Annotated in this window: 13 protein-coding genes; 6 read left to right on the forward strand and 7 right to left on the reverse strand. The window is 44.7% G+C overall.

Annotated features, from left to right (window positions below):
• The first annotated feature begins 93 nt into the window (after nucleotides 1-93).
• The 5 genes from B3Q46_RS14605 to B3Q46_RS14625 all read left to right on the forward strand — a co-directional run bounded on the left by B3Q46_RS14605 (nucleotide 94) and on the right by B3Q46_RS14625 (nucleotide 5,399).
• Nucleotides 94-2,751, forward strand: coding sequence for a TonB-dependent receptor (locus B3Q46_RS14605; RefSeq protein ID WP_005234258.1), 2,658 nt, complete (start codon nucleotides 94-96; stop codon nucleotides 2,749-2,751).
• 137 nt (nucleotides 2,752-2,888) lie between these two features.
• Nucleotides 2,889-3,593 (forward strand): energy transducer TonB, encoded by a 705-nt coding sequence (locus tag B3Q46_RS14610; protein ID WP_005234257.1) that lies wholly within the window; start codon nucleotides 2,889-2,891, stop codon nucleotides 3,591-3,593.
• Between the two features lie 40 nt (nucleotides 3,594-3,633).
• Complete coding sequence (locus B3Q46_RS14615) at nucleotides 3,634-4,518, forward strand: MotA/TolQ/ExbB proton channel family protein (RefSeq protein ID WP_005234256.1); 885 nt, start codon at nucleotides 3,634-3,636, stop codon at nucleotides 4,516-4,518.
• A 15-nt stretch (nucleotides 4,519-4,533) separates the two neighbouring features.
• Entirely contained in the window at nucleotides 4,534-4,959 is a 426-nt protein-coding gene (locus B3Q46_RS14620; RefSeq protein ID WP_005234255.1) for an ExbD/TolR family protein, read from the forward strand.
• Nucleotides 4,960-4,979: 20 nt separating this feature from the next.
• Entirely contained in the window at nucleotides 4,980-5,399 is a 420-nt protein-coding gene (locus B3Q46_RS14625; protein ID WP_004783336.1) for an ExbD/TolR family protein, read from the forward strand.
• Nucleotides 5,400-5,453: 54 nt separating this feature from the next.
• Here B3Q46_RS14625 and ftn read toward each other — a convergent pair whose 3' ends face one another.
• Entirely contained in the window at nucleotides 5,454-5,918 is a 465-nt protein-coding gene (ftn, locus tag B3Q46_RS14630) for a heteropolymeric bacterioferritin subunit Ftn (RefSeq protein WP_004783337.1), read from the reverse strand.
• A 338-nt stretch (nucleotides 5,919-6,256) separates the two neighbouring features.
• Here ftn and B3Q46_RS14635 point away from each other — a divergent pair, with 338 nt between their 5' ends.
• Nucleotides 6,257-7,324, forward strand: a complete 1,068-nt coding sequence (locus B3Q46_RS14635; RefSeq protein WP_005234253.1) for an SDR family oxidoreductase — start codon at nucleotides 6,257-6,259, stop codon at nucleotides 7,322-7,324.
• Between the two features lie 120 nt (nucleotides 7,325-7,444).
• On the opposite strand, the gene rlmF is transcribed toward B3Q46_RS14635, so the two are convergent.
• The 6 genes from rlmF to B3Q46_RS14665 all read right to left on the reverse strand — a co-directional run bounded on the left by rlmF (nucleotide 7,445) and on the right by B3Q46_RS14665 (nucleotide 16,946).
• Entirely contained in the window at nucleotides 7,445-8,419 is a 975-nt protein-coding gene (gene rlmF / locus B3Q46_RS14640) for a 23S rRNA (adenine(1618)-N(6))-methyltransferase RlmF (protein ID WP_005234251.1), read from the reverse strand.
• A 224-nt stretch (nucleotides 8,420-8,643) separates the two neighbouring features.
• Nucleotides 8,644-10,683, reverse strand: a complete 2,040-nt coding sequence (gene ligA / locus B3Q46_RS14645; RefSeq protein ID WP_005234249.1) for an NAD-dependent DNA ligase LigA — start codon at nucleotides 10,681-10,683, stop codon at nucleotides 8,644-8,646.
• Between the two features lie 96 nt (nucleotides 10,684-10,779).
• Nucleotides 10,780-11,787 carry a cell division protein ZipA C-terminal FtsZ-binding domain-containing protein gene (locus B3Q46_RS14650; protein ID WP_005234248.1) on the reverse strand — a complete coding sequence of 336 codons (1,008 nt, stop codon included), beginning with the start codon at nucleotides 11,785-11,787 and terminating at the stop codon, nucleotides 10,780-10,782.
• 1 nt (nucleotide 11,788) lies between these two features.
• A complete protein-coding gene (smc, locus tag B3Q46_RS14655) occupies nucleotides 11,789-15,241 on the reverse strand; it encodes a chromosome segregation protein SMC (RefSeq protein ID WP_005234247.1) in 3,453 nt (1,150 codons plus the stop codon).
• 11 nt (nucleotides 15,242-15,252) lie between these two features.
• On the reverse strand, nucleotides 15,253-15,948 hold the full coding sequence (locus tag B3Q46_RS14660; protein WP_005234246.1) for a GntR family transcriptional regulator: 696 nt from the start codon (nucleotides 15,946-15,948) through the stop codon (nucleotides 15,253-15,255).
• A 194-nt stretch (nucleotides 15,949-16,142) separates the two neighbouring features.
• Nucleotides 16,143-16,946: a sulfite exporter TauE/SafE family protein gene (locus B3Q46_RS14665; RefSeq protein WP_005234245.1), complete on the reverse strand. Its 804-nt coding sequence runs from the start codon at nucleotides 16,944-16,946 to the stop codon at nucleotides 16,143-16,145.
• Between the last annotated feature and the right edge of the window lie 16 nt (nucleotides 16,947-16,962).

Here is a 16,962-nt window from a genome sequence, read left to right on the forward strand (position 1 = left end):
AAAAATATAAAAATATAAAATTTTATAAGTTGGCATTCGCCTTGCTTAGATCAACCCAGCACTACTTCACATAACAAAAGGGTGAAATTTACGATGAAAAAAAATAAATTGGTCGGATCTATGGGGGCTCCAACCGTCAGCAAAAGACTACTCAAGTTAAGCGCACTCAGCTTAAGTATGATGTGTCTGCCGCTGGCCCATGCCGAAGAAGCTGCATCTGCTGAACAGCCAACTAAAGTTCAGAAAGTGACAGTGACGGGTTCATCAATCAAGGGGGTTGCTGCACAAAGTTCTTCACCAATCACCGTCATCAAAGGTGAAGATCTTGCGAACCAAGGGGTAAGTACTGTTGAAGAAGCTTTAGTAAAAGTCAGCGCGAACCAGGCTGGTTTCTCTACTGCTCAAAACGTAGGTGCAAGTAATACTTCAGGTTCGACAGCCAACTTACGTGGTCTAGGCTCAGACAAAACACTTGTGCTTTTAAATGGCCGTCGTCTTGCCTATAGTGCATTTAGTACAGATAGTACGAACTTAAACATCATCCCTATGGCGATGATTGATCGTATTGAGATTTTACGTGATGGTGCTTCTGCAGTTTATGGTGCGGATGCGATTGCGGGGGTAATCAACTTCATCACCAAATCTGAATACAATGGCTTAGGTGTTACCGGAGCCTTACATGAAACCGAACATTCAGGTGGTGAAAAACAACAGGCTGCGATCTTCGGTGGTTTCGGTGACCTGGATGAAAATGGCTTTAACGTCATGGGCGTCTTGGACTACCGTAAATCTAACCAGATCCATGCTCAACAGCGTAAAGTCAGCCGCCGTGGTGGTGTAATTCCTGAATTAGGTATTGATGCTGGCTCTGCAAGCGGCTTCCCGGCAAACATCTATGATCCAACCACTGGTTATTTAGGTAACCCATACCCAGATGACTGTAATAATGTTCCATGGTCTTCTCCAGATGACGGCTTCTGTTATCTAAATACGCAGGCTTTAATTGCGATCAAACCACAGGTTGAAACACTATCTGCATTAGGTAAAGGGACATTCAAGCTTAATGATTCATTAAATGCGGTTGGTGAATACGTGTTTACACGTTCTGAAGTATCCACTTCAATTGCACCAGACGTTTATGGCCGTACCGTGACTTTACCATCAAGCAGCCAATACTATCCAGGTAATGGTATTACTCCGGCTATTACAGATGGCGAGTTAAGCGGTGATCCACTTCAACTTTACCTCCGTTCTCAGGCAGGTAACCGTCAAAGTATGTCAACCAATGACTCACACCGCTTCTTTGCAGGTATTGAAGGTGAGGCATTAGGCTGGGATATTAACGCAGGCGTGTCATACGCGAAAAGCGAAGCAACTGATGAATTTACAGGTGGTTACTTACACCGTAGCAACCTGCAAACTGCATTGAATGAAGGTCGTATCAATCCATTCGGTCCAGCACGTCCAGGCGATACCCCTTGGGAATCATTTGTGATTAATGGCGAAACTAACATCGCCTCTTTAGAGTCTACAACTGCAGACTTTACGATCAGTCGTCCAATTTTTGAATTACCTGCAGGTGATGTTGGCTTTGCCTTCGGTGGTAGCTTCACGACTCAGGACTGGGAAGCGAAAGTAAACTCTGAAATCGTGGCTCAAGTACCAGGTTCTGGTATTGACCCGAGCAAACCAATCAGTAAGGGTGATCGTGACATCACAGCATTCTTTACTGAATTCCAGATCCCAATCTTGCCAAGTCTGGAAGCTCAAATTGCTGCCCGTTATGATGACTATAGCGACTTCGGTGATACCTTCAACCCGAAAGTTGGTCTACGTTGGGAACCAATGAAGGAAGTCATGTTCCGTGCATCTTATAGCACCGGTTTCCGTGCACCAAGCTTGTACGAAATCAACGCGCCAATCAGTGAAACCTGGACAGGTGCGAAATACAATGACCCTGTGTTATGTCCAGGTGGCACGCCAGTCGAACCTAAATATCAGGTTGAATGTAATACCCAGTTTAAGCGTACCCAAGGTGGTTCACCTGACCTGCAACCAGAAGAATCTACATCATTCACTGCTGGTTTAGTATTTGAACCAATCAAAAACCTGGTTTTCACTGCTGACTACTTCAATATCGAGATCGATGGTCTGGTAGGTACAGTGGGTGAATCATCAATCTTTGATAATCCAGACCTTTATGCAGACCGTTTCATACGTGATAGTGAAGGCCGTATCCAGCACATCCGTACTACCCTGATGAACTCTGGCGGTTTAAAAACTTCAGGTGTAGACCTGAGCCTGAACTACCTGACACCTAAAACATCTACTGGTCGTTTCGGTTTCGGTATTGATGGTACTTACGTGATCAATCTGGACTACCAAAGTGAACCAGGCGGTGAATGGTCTAGTCTGGTAGGCAAATATGAAGACCCGGCAGTAGTTCGCTGGAAACATGTTGCCAATCTGAACTGGTCTTATGAAGACTGGAAAATGATCTTTGAACAACAGTTCACTCGTGGTTATGAAGACTACTCTGGCGAACGTGATGTGGGTGACTACACACTTTATAACTTCGCAACAACTTATAAAGGCTTCAAAAACCTGGAGTTGACTGGCGGTATCCTCAACATCTTTGATGAAGAGCCTGCTGCATCTGATGTTCTGGATAACTTCCAATACGGTTATGACCCTCGTTACTCAGATCCTACAGGTCGTACTTATTACCTCCGTGGTACTTACAAATTCTAAGACAAGCTTTCTGCAAATACAGCGTCATGCTGTATTTGCAGTATTCATATCATTTCAGCCAAACAAAAAATAATGCAGCTACCTCATCTTTGAAATAAACCGTTATTTCTTATTTGTCTTAAATTCCAGGAGTCATGATGAGCACAACGTTTGAAGATATAGAAAAAAGCTCCGCCAAAAAATTGACTGGAATTGGTGTCGTGATTTTCTTGCATATCCTGGTGGGCCTGGTGCTAATGGCAGGTATGGCAAAAGACATCATCAAACCGTCAGAAGAACCGGTTGAATTGATGATTATTCAGGATATTAAACCACCAGAACCAGAGCCACCTAAAGAAACCCCACCTGAGCCACCTAAAATTGTAGAAAAAGTGGCACAGGTTCCTGAGGTTAAACCGGTAGAAAAAGTGGTTCCGGTACAGAAAACACAGCCTACACCAACCGTCACTCAACCGGTTGCAGAACCAACGCCTGTAGCTGCAGCAGTACCATCCCCAAGTCCGGTGGCTGCACCAGCCCCAGTTGTTGCAGCGGCGCCTGCTGCTCCACCGCAACCAACTGGCGTTACACGTGGCGTATCTCAAGGTGAAGCGGGTTGTAAGCGTCCAGATTACCCGCGCGATGCATTAATGAATGAAGAGCAAGGTAATGTGCTGATCTCTGTCTTTGTGAATACCGACGGCAAAGTGAAAGATGCCAAAGTAAAAAAATCCAGTGGCAGCCGTTCACTCGACCGTGCAGCGTCCAAGGCTTTCAGCTTATGTACCTTCAAGCCTGCAATGAAAAATGGTGAACCACAAGAATCTTGGTACGACATTCCCTACGAATTTATCTTGGACTGATCCAGACAACAGATTAAAAAACAAAATGAGGAGATTCATTATGAAAAACGCACGACACACTTTAAAAAATATCACTGCTGCAAGTGTCATTGCGGCAAGTACTTTACTACCTTTGCAAACCGTATTTGCTGAAGAATCCCCTACACCTGCAACGACCGTCACTGAAACGGAAACCACAACTCCTGCGACTGTCGCTGAACCTACACCGCCAGCACCTGCTGCAGCTGAAAAACCTGCCAGCAACCCTTATGGTCTGGAAGCCATGTGGAAAGAAGGCGATATGGTTTCCAAAGTGACCCTGTTCATTCTGGTAATCATGTCAATCGGTACCTGGTACATCATGATCACCAAGTGCTTGCAACAAGGCAAGATTCGCAAACAGGCCAAAGAAGCAGAACATCAGTTCTGGGAATCTTCTTCACTGGATAATGCAGCGCAAAATCTGGATGAAGCCAGCGTATATCGTTTTATTGCTGAAAAAGGCATCAAGTCAACCAAAAACCATGGCGGTACTTTACTAGAGCGTATCGACTTTAATACCTGGGTTACGATTTCTATTTCACGCGCAGTCGACAAGATTCAAAGCCATCTAAGTGGTGGTTTGGCCTTCCTTGCAACCGTAGGTTCTACTGCACCTTTCGTAGGTCTGTTTGGTACCGTTTGGGGCATTTACCATGCCTTGACTGCAATTGGTATTTCTGGTCAGGCGTCAATCGATAAAGTTGCTGGTCCGGTCGGTGAAGCACTGATCATGACCGCAATCGGTCTGGCAGTGGCAGTTCCTGCAGTACTTGGCTACAACTGGTTAACTCGACGTAATAAAGCGGTGATGGAAGAAGTTCGTACCTTCGGTTCTGACCTGCATGCTGTACTACTGAGCGGCGAAATCAGCTCAAACAATCCTGTTCACCGCGACACAAAATAAAAATGGGGGTCAACCATGGGAATGATGGTCAATTCAAACGACAGCGATGATGAGGTCATTGGTACCATTAATACCACGCCTCTGGTTGATGTGATGCTGGTACTGCTGATTATCTTTCTGATTACAGTACCGGTTGCAATTCATACCGTACCGGTCGATCTGCCTGAAGAACGTAATGTCCCGTATGAAACCAAGCCGGAAAATATCCAGCTGGCAGTCAATAAAAATGGCGATATCTTCTGGAATGAATCCTATATTCCGGACAAGGCAATTTTACTGACCCGTTTACAGGCAGAAGCCCAGAAACGTCCTCAGCCTGAAGTGCATATTCGCGGTGATCAAAGAACAGCTTTTGAAGCGATTGATCAGGTCATCAGTACTACTCAGCAAGCAGGTATTGGCAAGATTGCATTTGTCACGACCCCGCCCGCTTCACCTTAAGATTGAGGGAGAATCCAGTTATGGGAATGAATGTTGGCTCAAATCAGGATGATGATGTAATGCTGGACGTCAACATGACACCATTGATTGATGTCATGCTGGTCTTGCTGATTATGTTTATTATCACTATTCCGTTGCCGAATAATTCGATTAATATCAACCTGCCAAATGGCACACCACCACCGACTGAGGAAAAACCGCCAGAGATTGTGAATTTGCGTCTTGATGCTCAGGGCCAGATCTTCTGGAATGATCAGCCGGTAGCGAATGCTCAAGCGCTGGAAGCCTTATTTAAAACCGTGGCGCAAAAAGCCGATCAGGATCAGATTAAAATCAAGGCTGATCGTGCAACTGAATACAAGCATATCGCGATGGTGATGGCTGCGGCTCAGCGTCTGGAAGTAAAAAAAATCGGAATTGTCAGCAACAACAATTCTTAAGTGTACAGAATCAAAAAAACCCAGCATCTGCTGGGTTCTTTATTATTCAATATCTTACATTTGTGACTGGATATAGTTTTGCAGACCAATCAGCTCAATCAAACGTAACTGTTTTTCTAACCAGTAAGTATGGTCCTCTTCCGTATCTGACATTTGCTGGCGCAGCATGTCACGGGTCACATAATCGCCCTTCTCTTCACAAAGTTTTACCCCTTGAGCCAGCTTTTCACGGACATGATACTCAAGCTTCAGGTCAGCTTTCAGGCAGGTCACCACATCTTCACCAACTTCGATGTCATCACGCTGCATATTTGGCGTACCTTCAAGGAACAGGACACGACGAATCAGGGCATCTGCATGCTGTGCTTCTTCCTGCATTTCATGGTCGATGCGTTCAAAGATTTTCGTCAGACCCCAATCTTCATACATACGAGAGTGAATCAGGTATTGATCACGAGCAGCCAGTTCGCCACCGATCAGCATATTTAAATAATCTACGACTTCTGGATTACCGCGCATTTGAATTACTCCCTGCTTTTATCATCCTATTATGGAGAAAAGATTTTCGATTTGCAAAAGCAAAATTATGGTAAATGTCTGATTTTTATATAATTAAAATGAGAAGCACTTGCATTTACGCTCTCTGTTCGACCAAATCCCATTTATAAAACAATATCTTGCATTTTTCGTTCCGTTTTTATTCAATCCAGCAAGCTGGAATATTCAAACGTTAATTTTTGTAAATATTAATAAGCACTTATCTTGTTGCTTATTTTTATTTTGGACTCACCTGTTTGGCCTGGTTCATGCATAATTGTGCCTACGATGAAAGAAGTTAAAACGACAACGGTTTAAATATGACATTACAACATAGCACAGCACCTGTTCTGGTCACCGGCGCATCTGGCTATATCGCCAGTTGGGTCATCCAGAAACTTTTAAAACAGGGTTATACCGTACATGCCACTGTACGCGATCTGAATAAAACTCAGAGTTATACACACCTAGAACAAATTGCAGACAGCAGTCCGGGAACCTTAAAGCTGTTTGAAGCCAACTTGCTCAAGCCCGGTTCTTTTGATGCGACCATGGAAGGTTGTGAAATTGTCTTTCATATGGCCTCGCCTTTTGTGGTCACCAATTATAAGGATGCGCTTAAAGACATTATTGAACCAGCAATTCTGGGTACGCAAAATGTGCTGAATAGTGTCAATAAAACTGAATCTGTCAAACGTGTGATTGTCACCTCAAGTATTGCCTCAACGTATGGGGATGCGATTGATATTTTGCAAACCGAGCACACTAGTTTTGATGAATCTCACTGGAATACCACCAGTTCAGAAACCCATCAGCCTTATCCGTATTCCAAAGTCATGGCAGAACGCAAAGCTTGGGAAATGGCGGAAGCGCAGGATCGCTGGGACCTGATCTGTATCAATCCGGCACTGGTCTTTGGGGAATCCTTAACGCCTAATACTCAATCAGGCAGTGTGGAAGTTCTGCAACAGTTTGCCAATGGCATGACTTTACTCGGCGTTCCACCGATGTGGAATGGTGTGGTGGATGTTCAGGATGTTGCTGAAGCCCATATCCGTGCCGCCTTTAATCCGGAAGCGCATGGCCGTTATATTATCTGTAGTGAGACTTTAAGCCTGCTAGAAATGGGGAAAATCCTGCGTGAAGCATTTGGTCCAAAATTCCCGTTTCCGCGCAACCAGTTGCCAAAAACGGCTTTCAAGATTTTTGGTCCTCTGGCAGGCTTTAGCCGTAAATTTGTTGAACTCAATATGGGTTATCCAATTTTCTTTAATGCCCAAAAAAGTAAGGATGAACTCGGTCTGGAATACCGTCCGGTAAAAGAGAGTCTGGTCGAACATTTCCAGCAATTACTGGATGATGGTCTGGTAAAAAAATATATTCCTTAATCGTACTCGCTCAAACCCGATCTGACAGTGACCGATTTTTATTGTATCTGTCAGATTAAGTTTGAGCTTATGCATCAAGTCATTTATCGGCAAGCTTATGACGACTGCTTAAAAATCTACTTAAGCAGAAGTCCAACGCGCATTTTTCCACGCTTGCTGTTGCTTTGTATTTAGAAAAGTCCAAGCCACAAAACGACTCTCTTTTTGCCCCTGCGTCATTTTAATGGTTTTTACATCCACTGCACCGCACTTACGTAAGGTATTTAATAGCATAGGCAATGTGGTTTTCTTAGAAACCAGTGTACTAAACCAAAGACATTGCTCAGCAAACTGTGTACTCTCTTGTACCATCTGGCAAACAAAGCGTTCTTCTCCACCGTCGCACCACAACTCGTTCTTTTGTCCACCAAAGTTTAACACCACTTTAGACCGATCAACCGGTTTGCCAAGTTTGCGTAATTTTTGCGTTGCTGTGGCATTTGCTTCATCTTGCGAAGCATGAAATGGTGGGTTACACAGGGTCAAATCAAAACGATCTGAAGGTTTAATCACACCTTTGAAAATATTGCTCGGTGTCTTTTGCAATCGAATCTGAATCCCCTTCCTGAGATTCGGATTTGCCTCTACAATAAATTGAGCACTTTTAACCGATGCCGAATGAATGTCTGAGCCGACAAATTTCCAACCATAACTACGATGCCCAATGATCGGATAAATACAGTTCGCACCTATCCCAATATCTAACACCTGAACTGCACGCCCTGTTGGAATCTGACCTTTATTGCTATCACTTAACAAGTCCGCCAAATAGTGAATATAGTCCGCTCGACCTGGAATCGGTGGGCAAAGATAATCTTGAGGAATATCCCAATATTGAATGCCGTAAAAATGCTTGAGCAATGCTTTATTGAGCATTTTCACAGCTTGAGGATCAGAAAAATTGACTGAAAGATCGTTATATTGATTCGGGCTGACAAAAGGCGCAAGTTCCGGACAGCTCTGGATGAGTTGAGGAAAATCGTAACGACTGCGATGCAGATTTCGTGCATGTAATTGCGATTTTTGTTGCGGAAAAGATTTCTTTGCTTGCGCCATGTGTATGCCAATAAATCAAAGGGAGAACAAAATCAATCAGGCAGGATTTATACCTGCAAATGAATCTATTGTACGTGAATTCAACTTACATTGCCGAACCCATCCTTGTATTTGTCTATCCTCCCCTCTCATTCACCTATAGTTTTGAATTAGCAATAAAAAAGACACCTTAAGATTCATCATCCTGGGTGTCTTTTTTTATTTGAGTCATTGTTTAGAACTGATTATTCTTCGATTTGCCCATGCTCTTTCATCAAAGCAATAAATTGCGCTTCATTGATCACGGGCACACCGAGTTTTTCTGCTTTATCGAGCTTAGAACCCGCTTTTTCACCCGCCACCACACATTTGGTTTTACTCGATACACTGCCACTGACCCGTGCACCTAAGGCTTGCAACAGTTGTGTTGCTTCATCACGTCCCATAGAACTTAAAGTTCCAGTCACTACCCAGCTTTCACCATTCAGTGGTTGGCGCGTTGGTGCAATTGGCGCATCCCAATGAATACCGGCAGCCAACAAGCGATCCAATACTTCCAGGTTATGCGGTGCCTGGAAGAAATCAACAATCCACTCTGCGGTAATATCACCAACATCCGGTGTTTTCTTTAAAGCGTCTACATCAGCACTACGTAAAGCGTCGAGAGTCTGGAAAGTATTGGCCAGCATACGTGCTGTCGTTTCACCTACGCCACGAATCCCGAGCGCATAAATAAACGCTGCCAATGTAGTTTTCTTGCTGTTCTCAATCGAATCAATGAGATTTTGAACGGACTTTTCACCCATTTTTTCGATTTGCAGTAATTGCTCACGATGCTCATGCAAGTGATAAATATCCGAGACATCTTTTAAAAGATTGAGATGTAACAGTGACTCCACCCAGCGATCGCCCAGACCTTCGATATCCATAGCCTTACGTGAAACAAAGTGACGGATGGTTTCGATGCGCTGCGCCGCACAATACAGTTCACCTGAACAACGTGCCAGTGCTTCACCTTCCGGCATGACGACTGGAGAACCACACACCGGACAGTTCTCAGGTAAATACACTTCTACAGCATCGGCAGGACGAAATTCTGGCCAGACTTTTTCAACCTTAGGAATCACGTCACCACTACGATAAACGCTGACGGTATCTCCGATTCTTACATCCAGACGGTGAATTTCACCAATATTATGCAGGGTCACATTGGAAACCGTCACACCGCCCACGGCAACCGGATTTAAACGTGCCACAGGGGTCAACGTTCCGGTACGGCCCACTTGCCAGTCAATATTTTCAACGGTGGTCAGTGCCGCCACTGCCGGGAATTTATAAGCGGTTGCCCAACGTGGTTCACGGCTCAAGAAACCCAGTTTTTGTTGCTGTTTCAGGTCATTGACCTTAATGACCATACCATCGATTTCGACACTAAGCTTTGAACGTTCTTCAATGATCTGCTCGTAAACTTTTTGCACTTCCTGGATGCTACTGCAGATAAAATGCCGCTCACCCACAGCAAAGCCAAATTGCTGTAGCCATTCCAGACTGCCTGACATTGTGGTTTGACCATGATGTGGTACACACTGGGCAATTCCATAAGCATAGAAAGCCAAAGGTCTAGAAGCTGCAATATTCGGATCAAGCTGGCGTAAACTGCCGGCCGCAGCGTTACGTGGATTGGCAAAAGTTTTTTCGCCTTTCGCTGCATTGGCCGCATTCAGACGTTCAAAGCCGGATTTCGGCATCAGCACTTCGCCTCGCACTTCCAGTAATTCTGGAATCACGCCATTCACTGGAGACAGAAATTTCGGCAGGTTACGAATGGTTTTAACATTCTGGGTAATATCTTCGCCAGTTTCCCCATCACCACGAGTGACACCACGAACCAGTACGCCATGTTCATACCAGAGGGAAATTGCCAGACCGTCAAATTTCAGCTCAACATCGTATTCAATCTTTTGATTGGGTAAACGCTCTTCAATACGGCGTGCGAAAGCAAACAGATCATCCTGATTAAAAACGTTGCCTAAAGACAGCATTGGCACCGCATGCGTTACGGTCAGAAATTTGGAAAGTGCCTGACCGCCTACTTTAACTGTCGGTGTGTCTGGCTGTTGTAAATGTGGATATTGTTCTTCTAAAGCTTTGAGCTGATGAAAGAGCTGATCATATTCACTGTCTTCAATCGTAGGTTGATCCATCACATAATAAGCATGATTATGCTTGGCAATCAGTTGAATCAATTGACGCATTTGCGCAATGACAGTGGCATCTTGGGTCATAATTTCACCATAAAAAAGGGCGGAAAATCCGCCCTATACAATATTCAGCTTTTCGCTATTATAAAAATCGGATTCTGCAGATTCAATATTGGAATATTAAACTTCTGCAGTCTGTCCAGCACGATAATCAATCGCCTGATGACGCCAGAATTCACGTAATTGCGGGGTCATTTCCTGCTGGTTCTGATCATAAACCAGACCATCCACTTCACGCGCAATCAGACGTGAAATGCTGTCCATGGTATCGAAGGCGTTCTGTACATCGCTATGCGGTAAAGCTAGGAAGAACGCCAGACCTTTGACTTCTTCAGTCGACAAAGTTTCTAAGTCAAAACCTTCCATACCGGTATCCGCCATACGCAACACCGAAAATAGCAGTTTCGAGCCATCTTCACTATAACGATGGAAACATGCTAACTCACCATAACGCAGGCCATATTTCAGTAAAACTTTTAGGGTTTTTTCGCCTGAAAGAGCACGGCCTTGTGGATAAACATGCAATGAAATAATCGTTTCAGCATTAGCCAGCGAACATTCTTCATCCACAATTTTTTGCTCATGGAGATGTGCATCGAGAATACTGCTTTCATCATTAAAGTCAGAAATTTCAGCTTTTTCAATATTACTATTCAGGCTAAATTCAGCTGCTTTAGGCTCTTTTTCTGTTTCTGCTACTTCTACTGTTTCAGGCTTATTTTCTTGTTCAGCAGATGTTGCGGTTTCTTCAGTTTTGGCTACTTCCGGTTCTGCTTCTTCTGCAACCACCGGTGTGTCGAGTCGGCTTGCTGCTTTAGTTTCTGGCTGGGCGGTTTCAACCAAAGTTGGCTCTACTTTGACTGCTTCTTGTTGTTCTGTCTCAGGTGCAATGTTGTCTACTGCTTCTTCATTCAGACTCGGTTCCACACGTGCAGCTGCCGGACTTTCTGTTTTAGACAGTTGAGATCGTACATGCCTTGGAATAACCGGAGTCTGGCTGTCAGGATCAATATGCAGATCCGCATCCAGTGACGGTACAGCCTCCGCAGGTTTTTTCAAGATCAGTCTTATGCCGAATAGCATAATCACAATTGCAATAACAATCCCGATAATTGTGGTGATTTCCATGTTATACCTCCGCAGCTAAGCCGTATTCTTTTGCCTGTTCCAAATTTACTGTCACTAATTTTGAGGTTCCCGGTTCAGGCATGGTTACACCTAAAAGATCAGTCGCCATCATCATTGCAAGTTTGTTATGGGTAATATAAATAAATTGCACTTGTTCAGAAAGCTCTTTGACTAAATTACAAAAACGTCCCACATTGGCATCGTCCAGCGGTGCATCCACTTCGTCCAATACACAGAATGGTGCCGGATTTAGGCGGAAAATTGCAAAGACCAGTGCTAATGCGGTTAAAGCCTTTTCACCACCAGAAAGCAATGCCAGTGAGCTGTTGCGCTTGCCCGGTGGGCGAGCCATCAGTTTTACACCCGATTGCCATCCATCTTCAAGACTTAAACTCGCTTCACCGCCCTCAAATACTTTCGGGAACAGGTTTTGTAGCTCGGCATTGACCTGATCGAAGGTATTCATAAACAGCTTACGGGTTTCCTGATCAATACTTTTCATTGCTGCCTGCAGCTGTTCAACGGTATTTTCCAGGTCCTGAATCTGATGGCTGAGTTCGTCATAGCGTTTCGAAACTTCTTCATACTCTTCAGAAGCTGCCAGATTCACTGCACCCAGTTTATCGAATTGAGCCTGTGCTTTTTCCAGTTTGGCCTGATGTACTTTTACATCAATATTCAGCCCTGAAATTACTTCACTATTCAATTCTTTCAGTTGTTCTGAATAATGCTGTAAATCAGATTTGGTAGCTTGCCAAGCCAGACGTTTGGCTTCGAGTTCAGTACGCAATTGTTCATCTTGCTGCTGGAAAGTGTGGCGCTGCTCAGTCAGGTGCTGCTGCTTGCTTTGGATCTGATTCAACTCGATCTGCCAGTCTGCCCAGGTCTTTTGCAGTTTTTCCGTAATCAGCGCCTGTTCATTAAACTGGCTCTGTAAAGCTGGCAATTCCAGCTGTACCGGATCAACAAACTTTTTAGCCTGTTCTATTTGCGCAATAATCTGCTGATATTGTTCTTTTAAAAACAGCTGGTCTTTTTCTAGCAGTTCAGCCTGCTGCTGGCTTTGTACTGTTTGACGGCGCAGTACTTCTAATTCCTGCTGCGCTTGCTGAGTGACTAGCTGTGAGTCTTCAAGTTGAGCATTGAGTTCTTCCAGCTGAAATTGCAAGGTCTTGTAATTGGGCAGTGCCTGTTCCAGTTTCAGATTCAGTGCATGCAGATCAATTTCCAGATCATCTTTCTGCATCGCATCTTCTTCCAGCTGCTCATCCAGTTGCTGTAACTGGTTCTGCAGTTGCTGTTTTTGTACCGCAAAGGCCTGTGTCGCACTTTGGACTTTGGCAATGTTCAGATCAAGCTGTTGTAACTGCTCTTGTGCCTGCTTCTGCTGCTCATTGATGCTTTGAATCTGGCTTTGCAAAGTTTTTACTTGAGCAGTGAGTTCAGGTAACTGTTGCTCTAGATCTGCGAATTTCGGTTCAAGCTGAGTCAGTTGCTGCTCAATTTCATCCAGACGGATACGATGACTCAATGCCCCTTGTCCCGCCTGACTGGCTTCATCATAGTCCAAGGCAATTACCCAATCTGGTCCAACATGATAGCCATCTAGACTAAGAATTGATTGGCCTGTACGCAACTGCGTTTGTAAACCAACTGCCTGTTTAAAGTTCTCAGCTACGGCCACCTGTTGCCAGAGCGAATATTGAGGCGCTTCAATCCAGTCTGCTAAACAATGGAGTTCAGCGATCTGAATATTATCCTGTATCATCTGAGCTTTAAGCTGGCGTGCACTATTCTCTAAAAAATGCTCAGTTTCTTCTAATACTTGTGCAGAAAGCCATTTCGCCAGGAACTTTTCAATCAGGCTGGCATGAGCTTTGGCCTGTGGATTCAGCTTCAACACCTGCATTAACTGCACCACATCCGCTTTGACGTTTGGATTGGCTTTGGTCAGTAACTGGCTCAGGTTTTTGCGTTCTGATTGCAGCACCTGAATTTCCGATTTCAGCTGTATGAACAATTGCTGCTGACTTGCCTGTTCTGCCTGTAGCTGCTCAAGCTCAGTTTTCAGTGTTTTGAGCTGAGACTCAAAGCCAGTGATTTGCTGTTCAGCTTCAGCTTTATCAGCCTGATACTGTTCCAGCTCTTCTTGCTGCGCTTGCTGCTGAATTTGTGCTGCCTGCTGCTGCAAGGTTTCTTTTTGCTGTTCAATCCGGACAATATTTTTAGCCAGCTGTTCACTTTGCGCCAGCATTTGCTGTTTACGTTGTTGCTGTTGCTCAACCTGGGTTTTAATTTGAGCAAACTGGGCAGCAATTGTGCCTTGCTGGGATTTCAGATCAGTCAGACCCTGGTTTTGTTCCTGACTTTGACCTTCCTGCTGCTGCAATTGTGCAGTCTGATCTTCGAGTTGTTGATACAGGGTATCCAGTTGCAATTCAATCAGCTGTAAACGTTCTTTGGTCTGCGCTTTTTGTTCTTCCAGCTTCACCAGACTGCTTGAGTTCTGCTGCAATAAGGACTGCTTTTGCTGCAAGGTCATTTCCAGTTCGCTGAGCTTTTTCTCGGCCTGTTGCCATTCAGTTTGTAGCGGTGTGGACTGTTGAATCAGGCGCTGGAACAGTTCACTGGTCGCTCCCAGATCATGCTCAACAGTAGTCAATTCAGAACGTACCAGCTTAAAATTCTCGCCCAGCGTATTCATCTGCACAGTATATTCTTCTTGCAAACGCTGGCTTTGTCCACACTGGAACGACAGGATTTCAATCTTGATGGTACGGATCTGGCCTTCCAGTTCTTTATATTGAATCGCAGTTTCTGACTGGCGTTTTAAGGTTTTAAGCTGAGACTTTAACTCTGAGGCAATATCTTCCAGACGCGACAGGTTCTGCGTCGTGTGATCCAGATGCAGCATGGTCTCGCGGCGACGTGCCTGATAACGGGAAATACCGGCAGCTTCTTCAATAAAGACTCGCATTTCTTCCGGCTTGGCATCCACCAGACGGTTAATCATGCCCTGTTCAATAATTGCATAAGAACGCGGTCCTAGACCGGTTCCCAGAAAAATATCGGTAATATCACGACGTCGGCATTTGGTGCCATTCAGGAAATATTCAGACTTACCATCACGGTTAACCTGACGACGCACTGCCAGCTCATTATAGGCATTATACGCACCGCCCAGCTTGCCATAGGTATTATCAAAGCGCAGTTCTACACTGGCGATGCCCACCGGTTTGCGCTTGGCTGTTCCGGTAAAAATCACATCCTGCATGCTGCCACCACGTAGTTGGCGCGCACTGGACTCACCCATTACCCAGCGTATGGCATCAATCACATTTGATTTACCACAACCATTGGGTCCCACCACTGCAGTCCGGTTATCCTTGAAGTGTAAGGTGGTACTGTCAGCAAAAGATTTGAAGCCTGAAAGTTTTAAACTGCTTAAACGCATAGTGTCCTGATTTAACGTCGTGAGCGTCTGGCCCACGCGAGTTCAATTTGTTTCATCCGTGTCAGAGATTCCAACACAAGGTTGCGCAAGTGTCGACAAAAATCTTCCATAAATAACGTCGCCTGATGGGATTTACGAATTAAAATCGCTTCCGTCACCAGTTTAAATAATTCAAAAGATTCCTGTAGCTCACGTCTTGAAATATTCAGGGTCAGAAAATAGCTACGGCGTAAAGATGGCAGCAGTTCCTGATAGTAGCGCATCAGGTAAAGATTACCGACCATCTCCTGTTGCTGGGCCATTCCCTGAAAGATCAAATCATAAAACTTTTCGGTATGGCCTTGGCGGGTTTCGGCTTCCAATTGTTCTAATAATAGCTGAATGCGCTCTGCCTCATGACTGCGCCAGGTCTCTGCCATACGATGTACCATCTGCCCCAGCAATAAAGAGGTCAGGTCAAACAGGGCACGAACCTGCATGGCCGACATTTCCGAGACAATAGCGCCGCGACGCGGGAAGATTTCAATCAACTGGGTACGTTCAAGCAAGAGCAAGGCTTCTCGGACTGATCCCCGACTGACGTCAAGCTCCGATGCAATTCTGAGTTCCTGGATGCGTTCGCCTTCAACCAGTTCACCCCGGATAATCTGTTCACTGATATGCTTGGCAATCTGTTCAGACAAACTGTGTGCTTCTTGTTGTTGCATACTGTTCCTGTCTTATTTTTATTGATGCAAGTGCAGTCATTCTGGATGACTTTTCAGTTATTAAACGGCTTTTTTGCAGAAAATACTTTGACATTGTCAGACAATCTTGTGTCTATACAGCCAACCCAGTCAAAGAAAAAGGAGAATAGTGACCCATTCTCCTCAAAAAATTTAGCTAATAAAAAATGAGTAGTTCAGGTAGTAAAGCCTTGATAGATAAAATACAGACCAACTGTAGTCAGTAAGGCCGCAAAACATTTTTTTAATAGAACTGGTGATAATAAATGCGCCACTTTTGCACCAAATTTTGCAGTAATAAAACTCATCACACTAATACCAATAAACGCATAAATATGAATATAACCAATCGTATTTGGCACTTCGACTTCAGCTTTCTGACCAAACCAGATGAAACCTAAGGCACCGGCCACCGCGATCGGCAAACCGCAGGCAGCAGAAGTGGCTACCGCTTTCTGGATGACGACACCACAACGATTCAGGAAAGGCACAGTCAAACTGCCGCCACCAATCCCGAATATGGCCGATGCCACGCCAATGCCACCACCCGCTGCCAGCTGTAATGCGGCTGAAGGCAATTTCTGATTCGGATCAACCTGATAATGTGCGCCTCTAAACATTCTGAATGCAATCCAGACTGCAAAGAAGCCAATCAGCAATTGCAGACCTTGGCCCGATAAATAATCTGCAATTCCAGCTCCTAAGAATGAGCCAATGACCAGGCCGGGTGCCAGATTACGCACTACCTCCCATAACACTGCCCCTCTCTGATGATGCGCCATCACCGAACTAATTGAGGTCACAATAATCGTGGCCAGAGAAGTTCCGACTGCCATATGCATAATCACGCTTGGATTGTACTGGAGCTGGGTAAAAACAATGTACAGGATTGGCACGATAATCAGACCACCACCAACGCCAAACAGGCCTGCGGCAAATCCTGCAATTGCACCAATCAATAAATATATGATTAACTCCATAACGACATTTACCACG

It is taken from the genome of Acinetobacter sp. UBA2581 (genome assembly GCF_002339435.1).
Taxonomy (GTDB): domain Bacteria; phylum Pseudomonadota; class Gammaproteobacteria; order Pseudomonadales; family Moraxellaceae; genus Acinetobacter; species Acinetobacter variabilis.

Bases quoted from the DNA above. Each gene is read 5' to 3' on its own strand.
- B3Q46_RS14615 (WP_005234256.1), top strand. From the start codon at position 3,634: ATGAAAAACGCACGACACACTTTAAAAAATATCACTGCTGCAAGTGTC.
- rlmF (WP_005234251.1), bottom strand. From the start codon at position 8,419: ATGGCGCAAGCAAAGAAATCTTTTCCGCAACAAAAATCGCAATTACAT.
- B3Q46_RS14625 (WP_004783336.1), top strand. From the start codon at position 4,980: ATGGGAATGAATGTTGGCTCAAATCAGGATGATGATGTAATGCTGGAC.
- smc (WP_005234247.1), bottom strand. From the start codon at position 15,241: ATGCGTTTAAGCAGTTTAAAACTTTCAGGCTTCAAATCTTTTGCTGAC.
- B3Q46_RS14665 (WP_005234245.1), bottom strand. From the start codon at position 16,946: ATGGAGTTAATCATATATTTATTGATTGGTGCAATTGCAGGATTTGCC.
- B3Q46_RS14605 (WP_005234258.1), top strand. From the start codon at position 94: ATGAAAAAAAATAAATTGGTCGGATCTATGGGGGCTCCAACCGTCAGC.
- B3Q46_RS14660 (WP_005234246.1), bottom strand. From the start codon at position 15,948: ATGCAACAACAAGAAGCACACAGTTTGTCTGAACAGATTGCCAAGCAT.
- B3Q46_RS14620 (WP_005234255.1), top strand. From the start codon at position 4,534: ATGGGAATGATGGTCAATTCAAACGACAGCGATGATGAGGTCATTGGT.
- B3Q46_RS14610 (WP_005234257.1), top strand. From the start codon at position 2,889: ATGAGCACAACGTTTGAAGATATAGAAAAAAGCTCCGCCAAAAAATTG.
- B3Q46_RS14635 (WP_005234253.1), top strand. From the start codon at position 6,257: ATGACATTACAACATAGCACAGCACCTGTTCTGGTCACCGGCGCATCT.
- ftn (WP_004783337.1), bottom strand. From the start codon at position 5,918: ATGCGCGGTAATCCAGAAGTCGTAGATTATTTAAATATGCTGATCGGT.
- ligA (WP_005234249.1), bottom strand. From the start codon at position 10,683: ATGACCCAAGATGCCACTGTCATTGCGCAAATGCGTCAATTGATTCAA.
- B3Q46_RS14650 (WP_005234248.1), bottom strand. From the start codon at position 11,787: ATGGAAATCACCACAATTATCGGGATTGTTATTGCAATTGTGATTATG.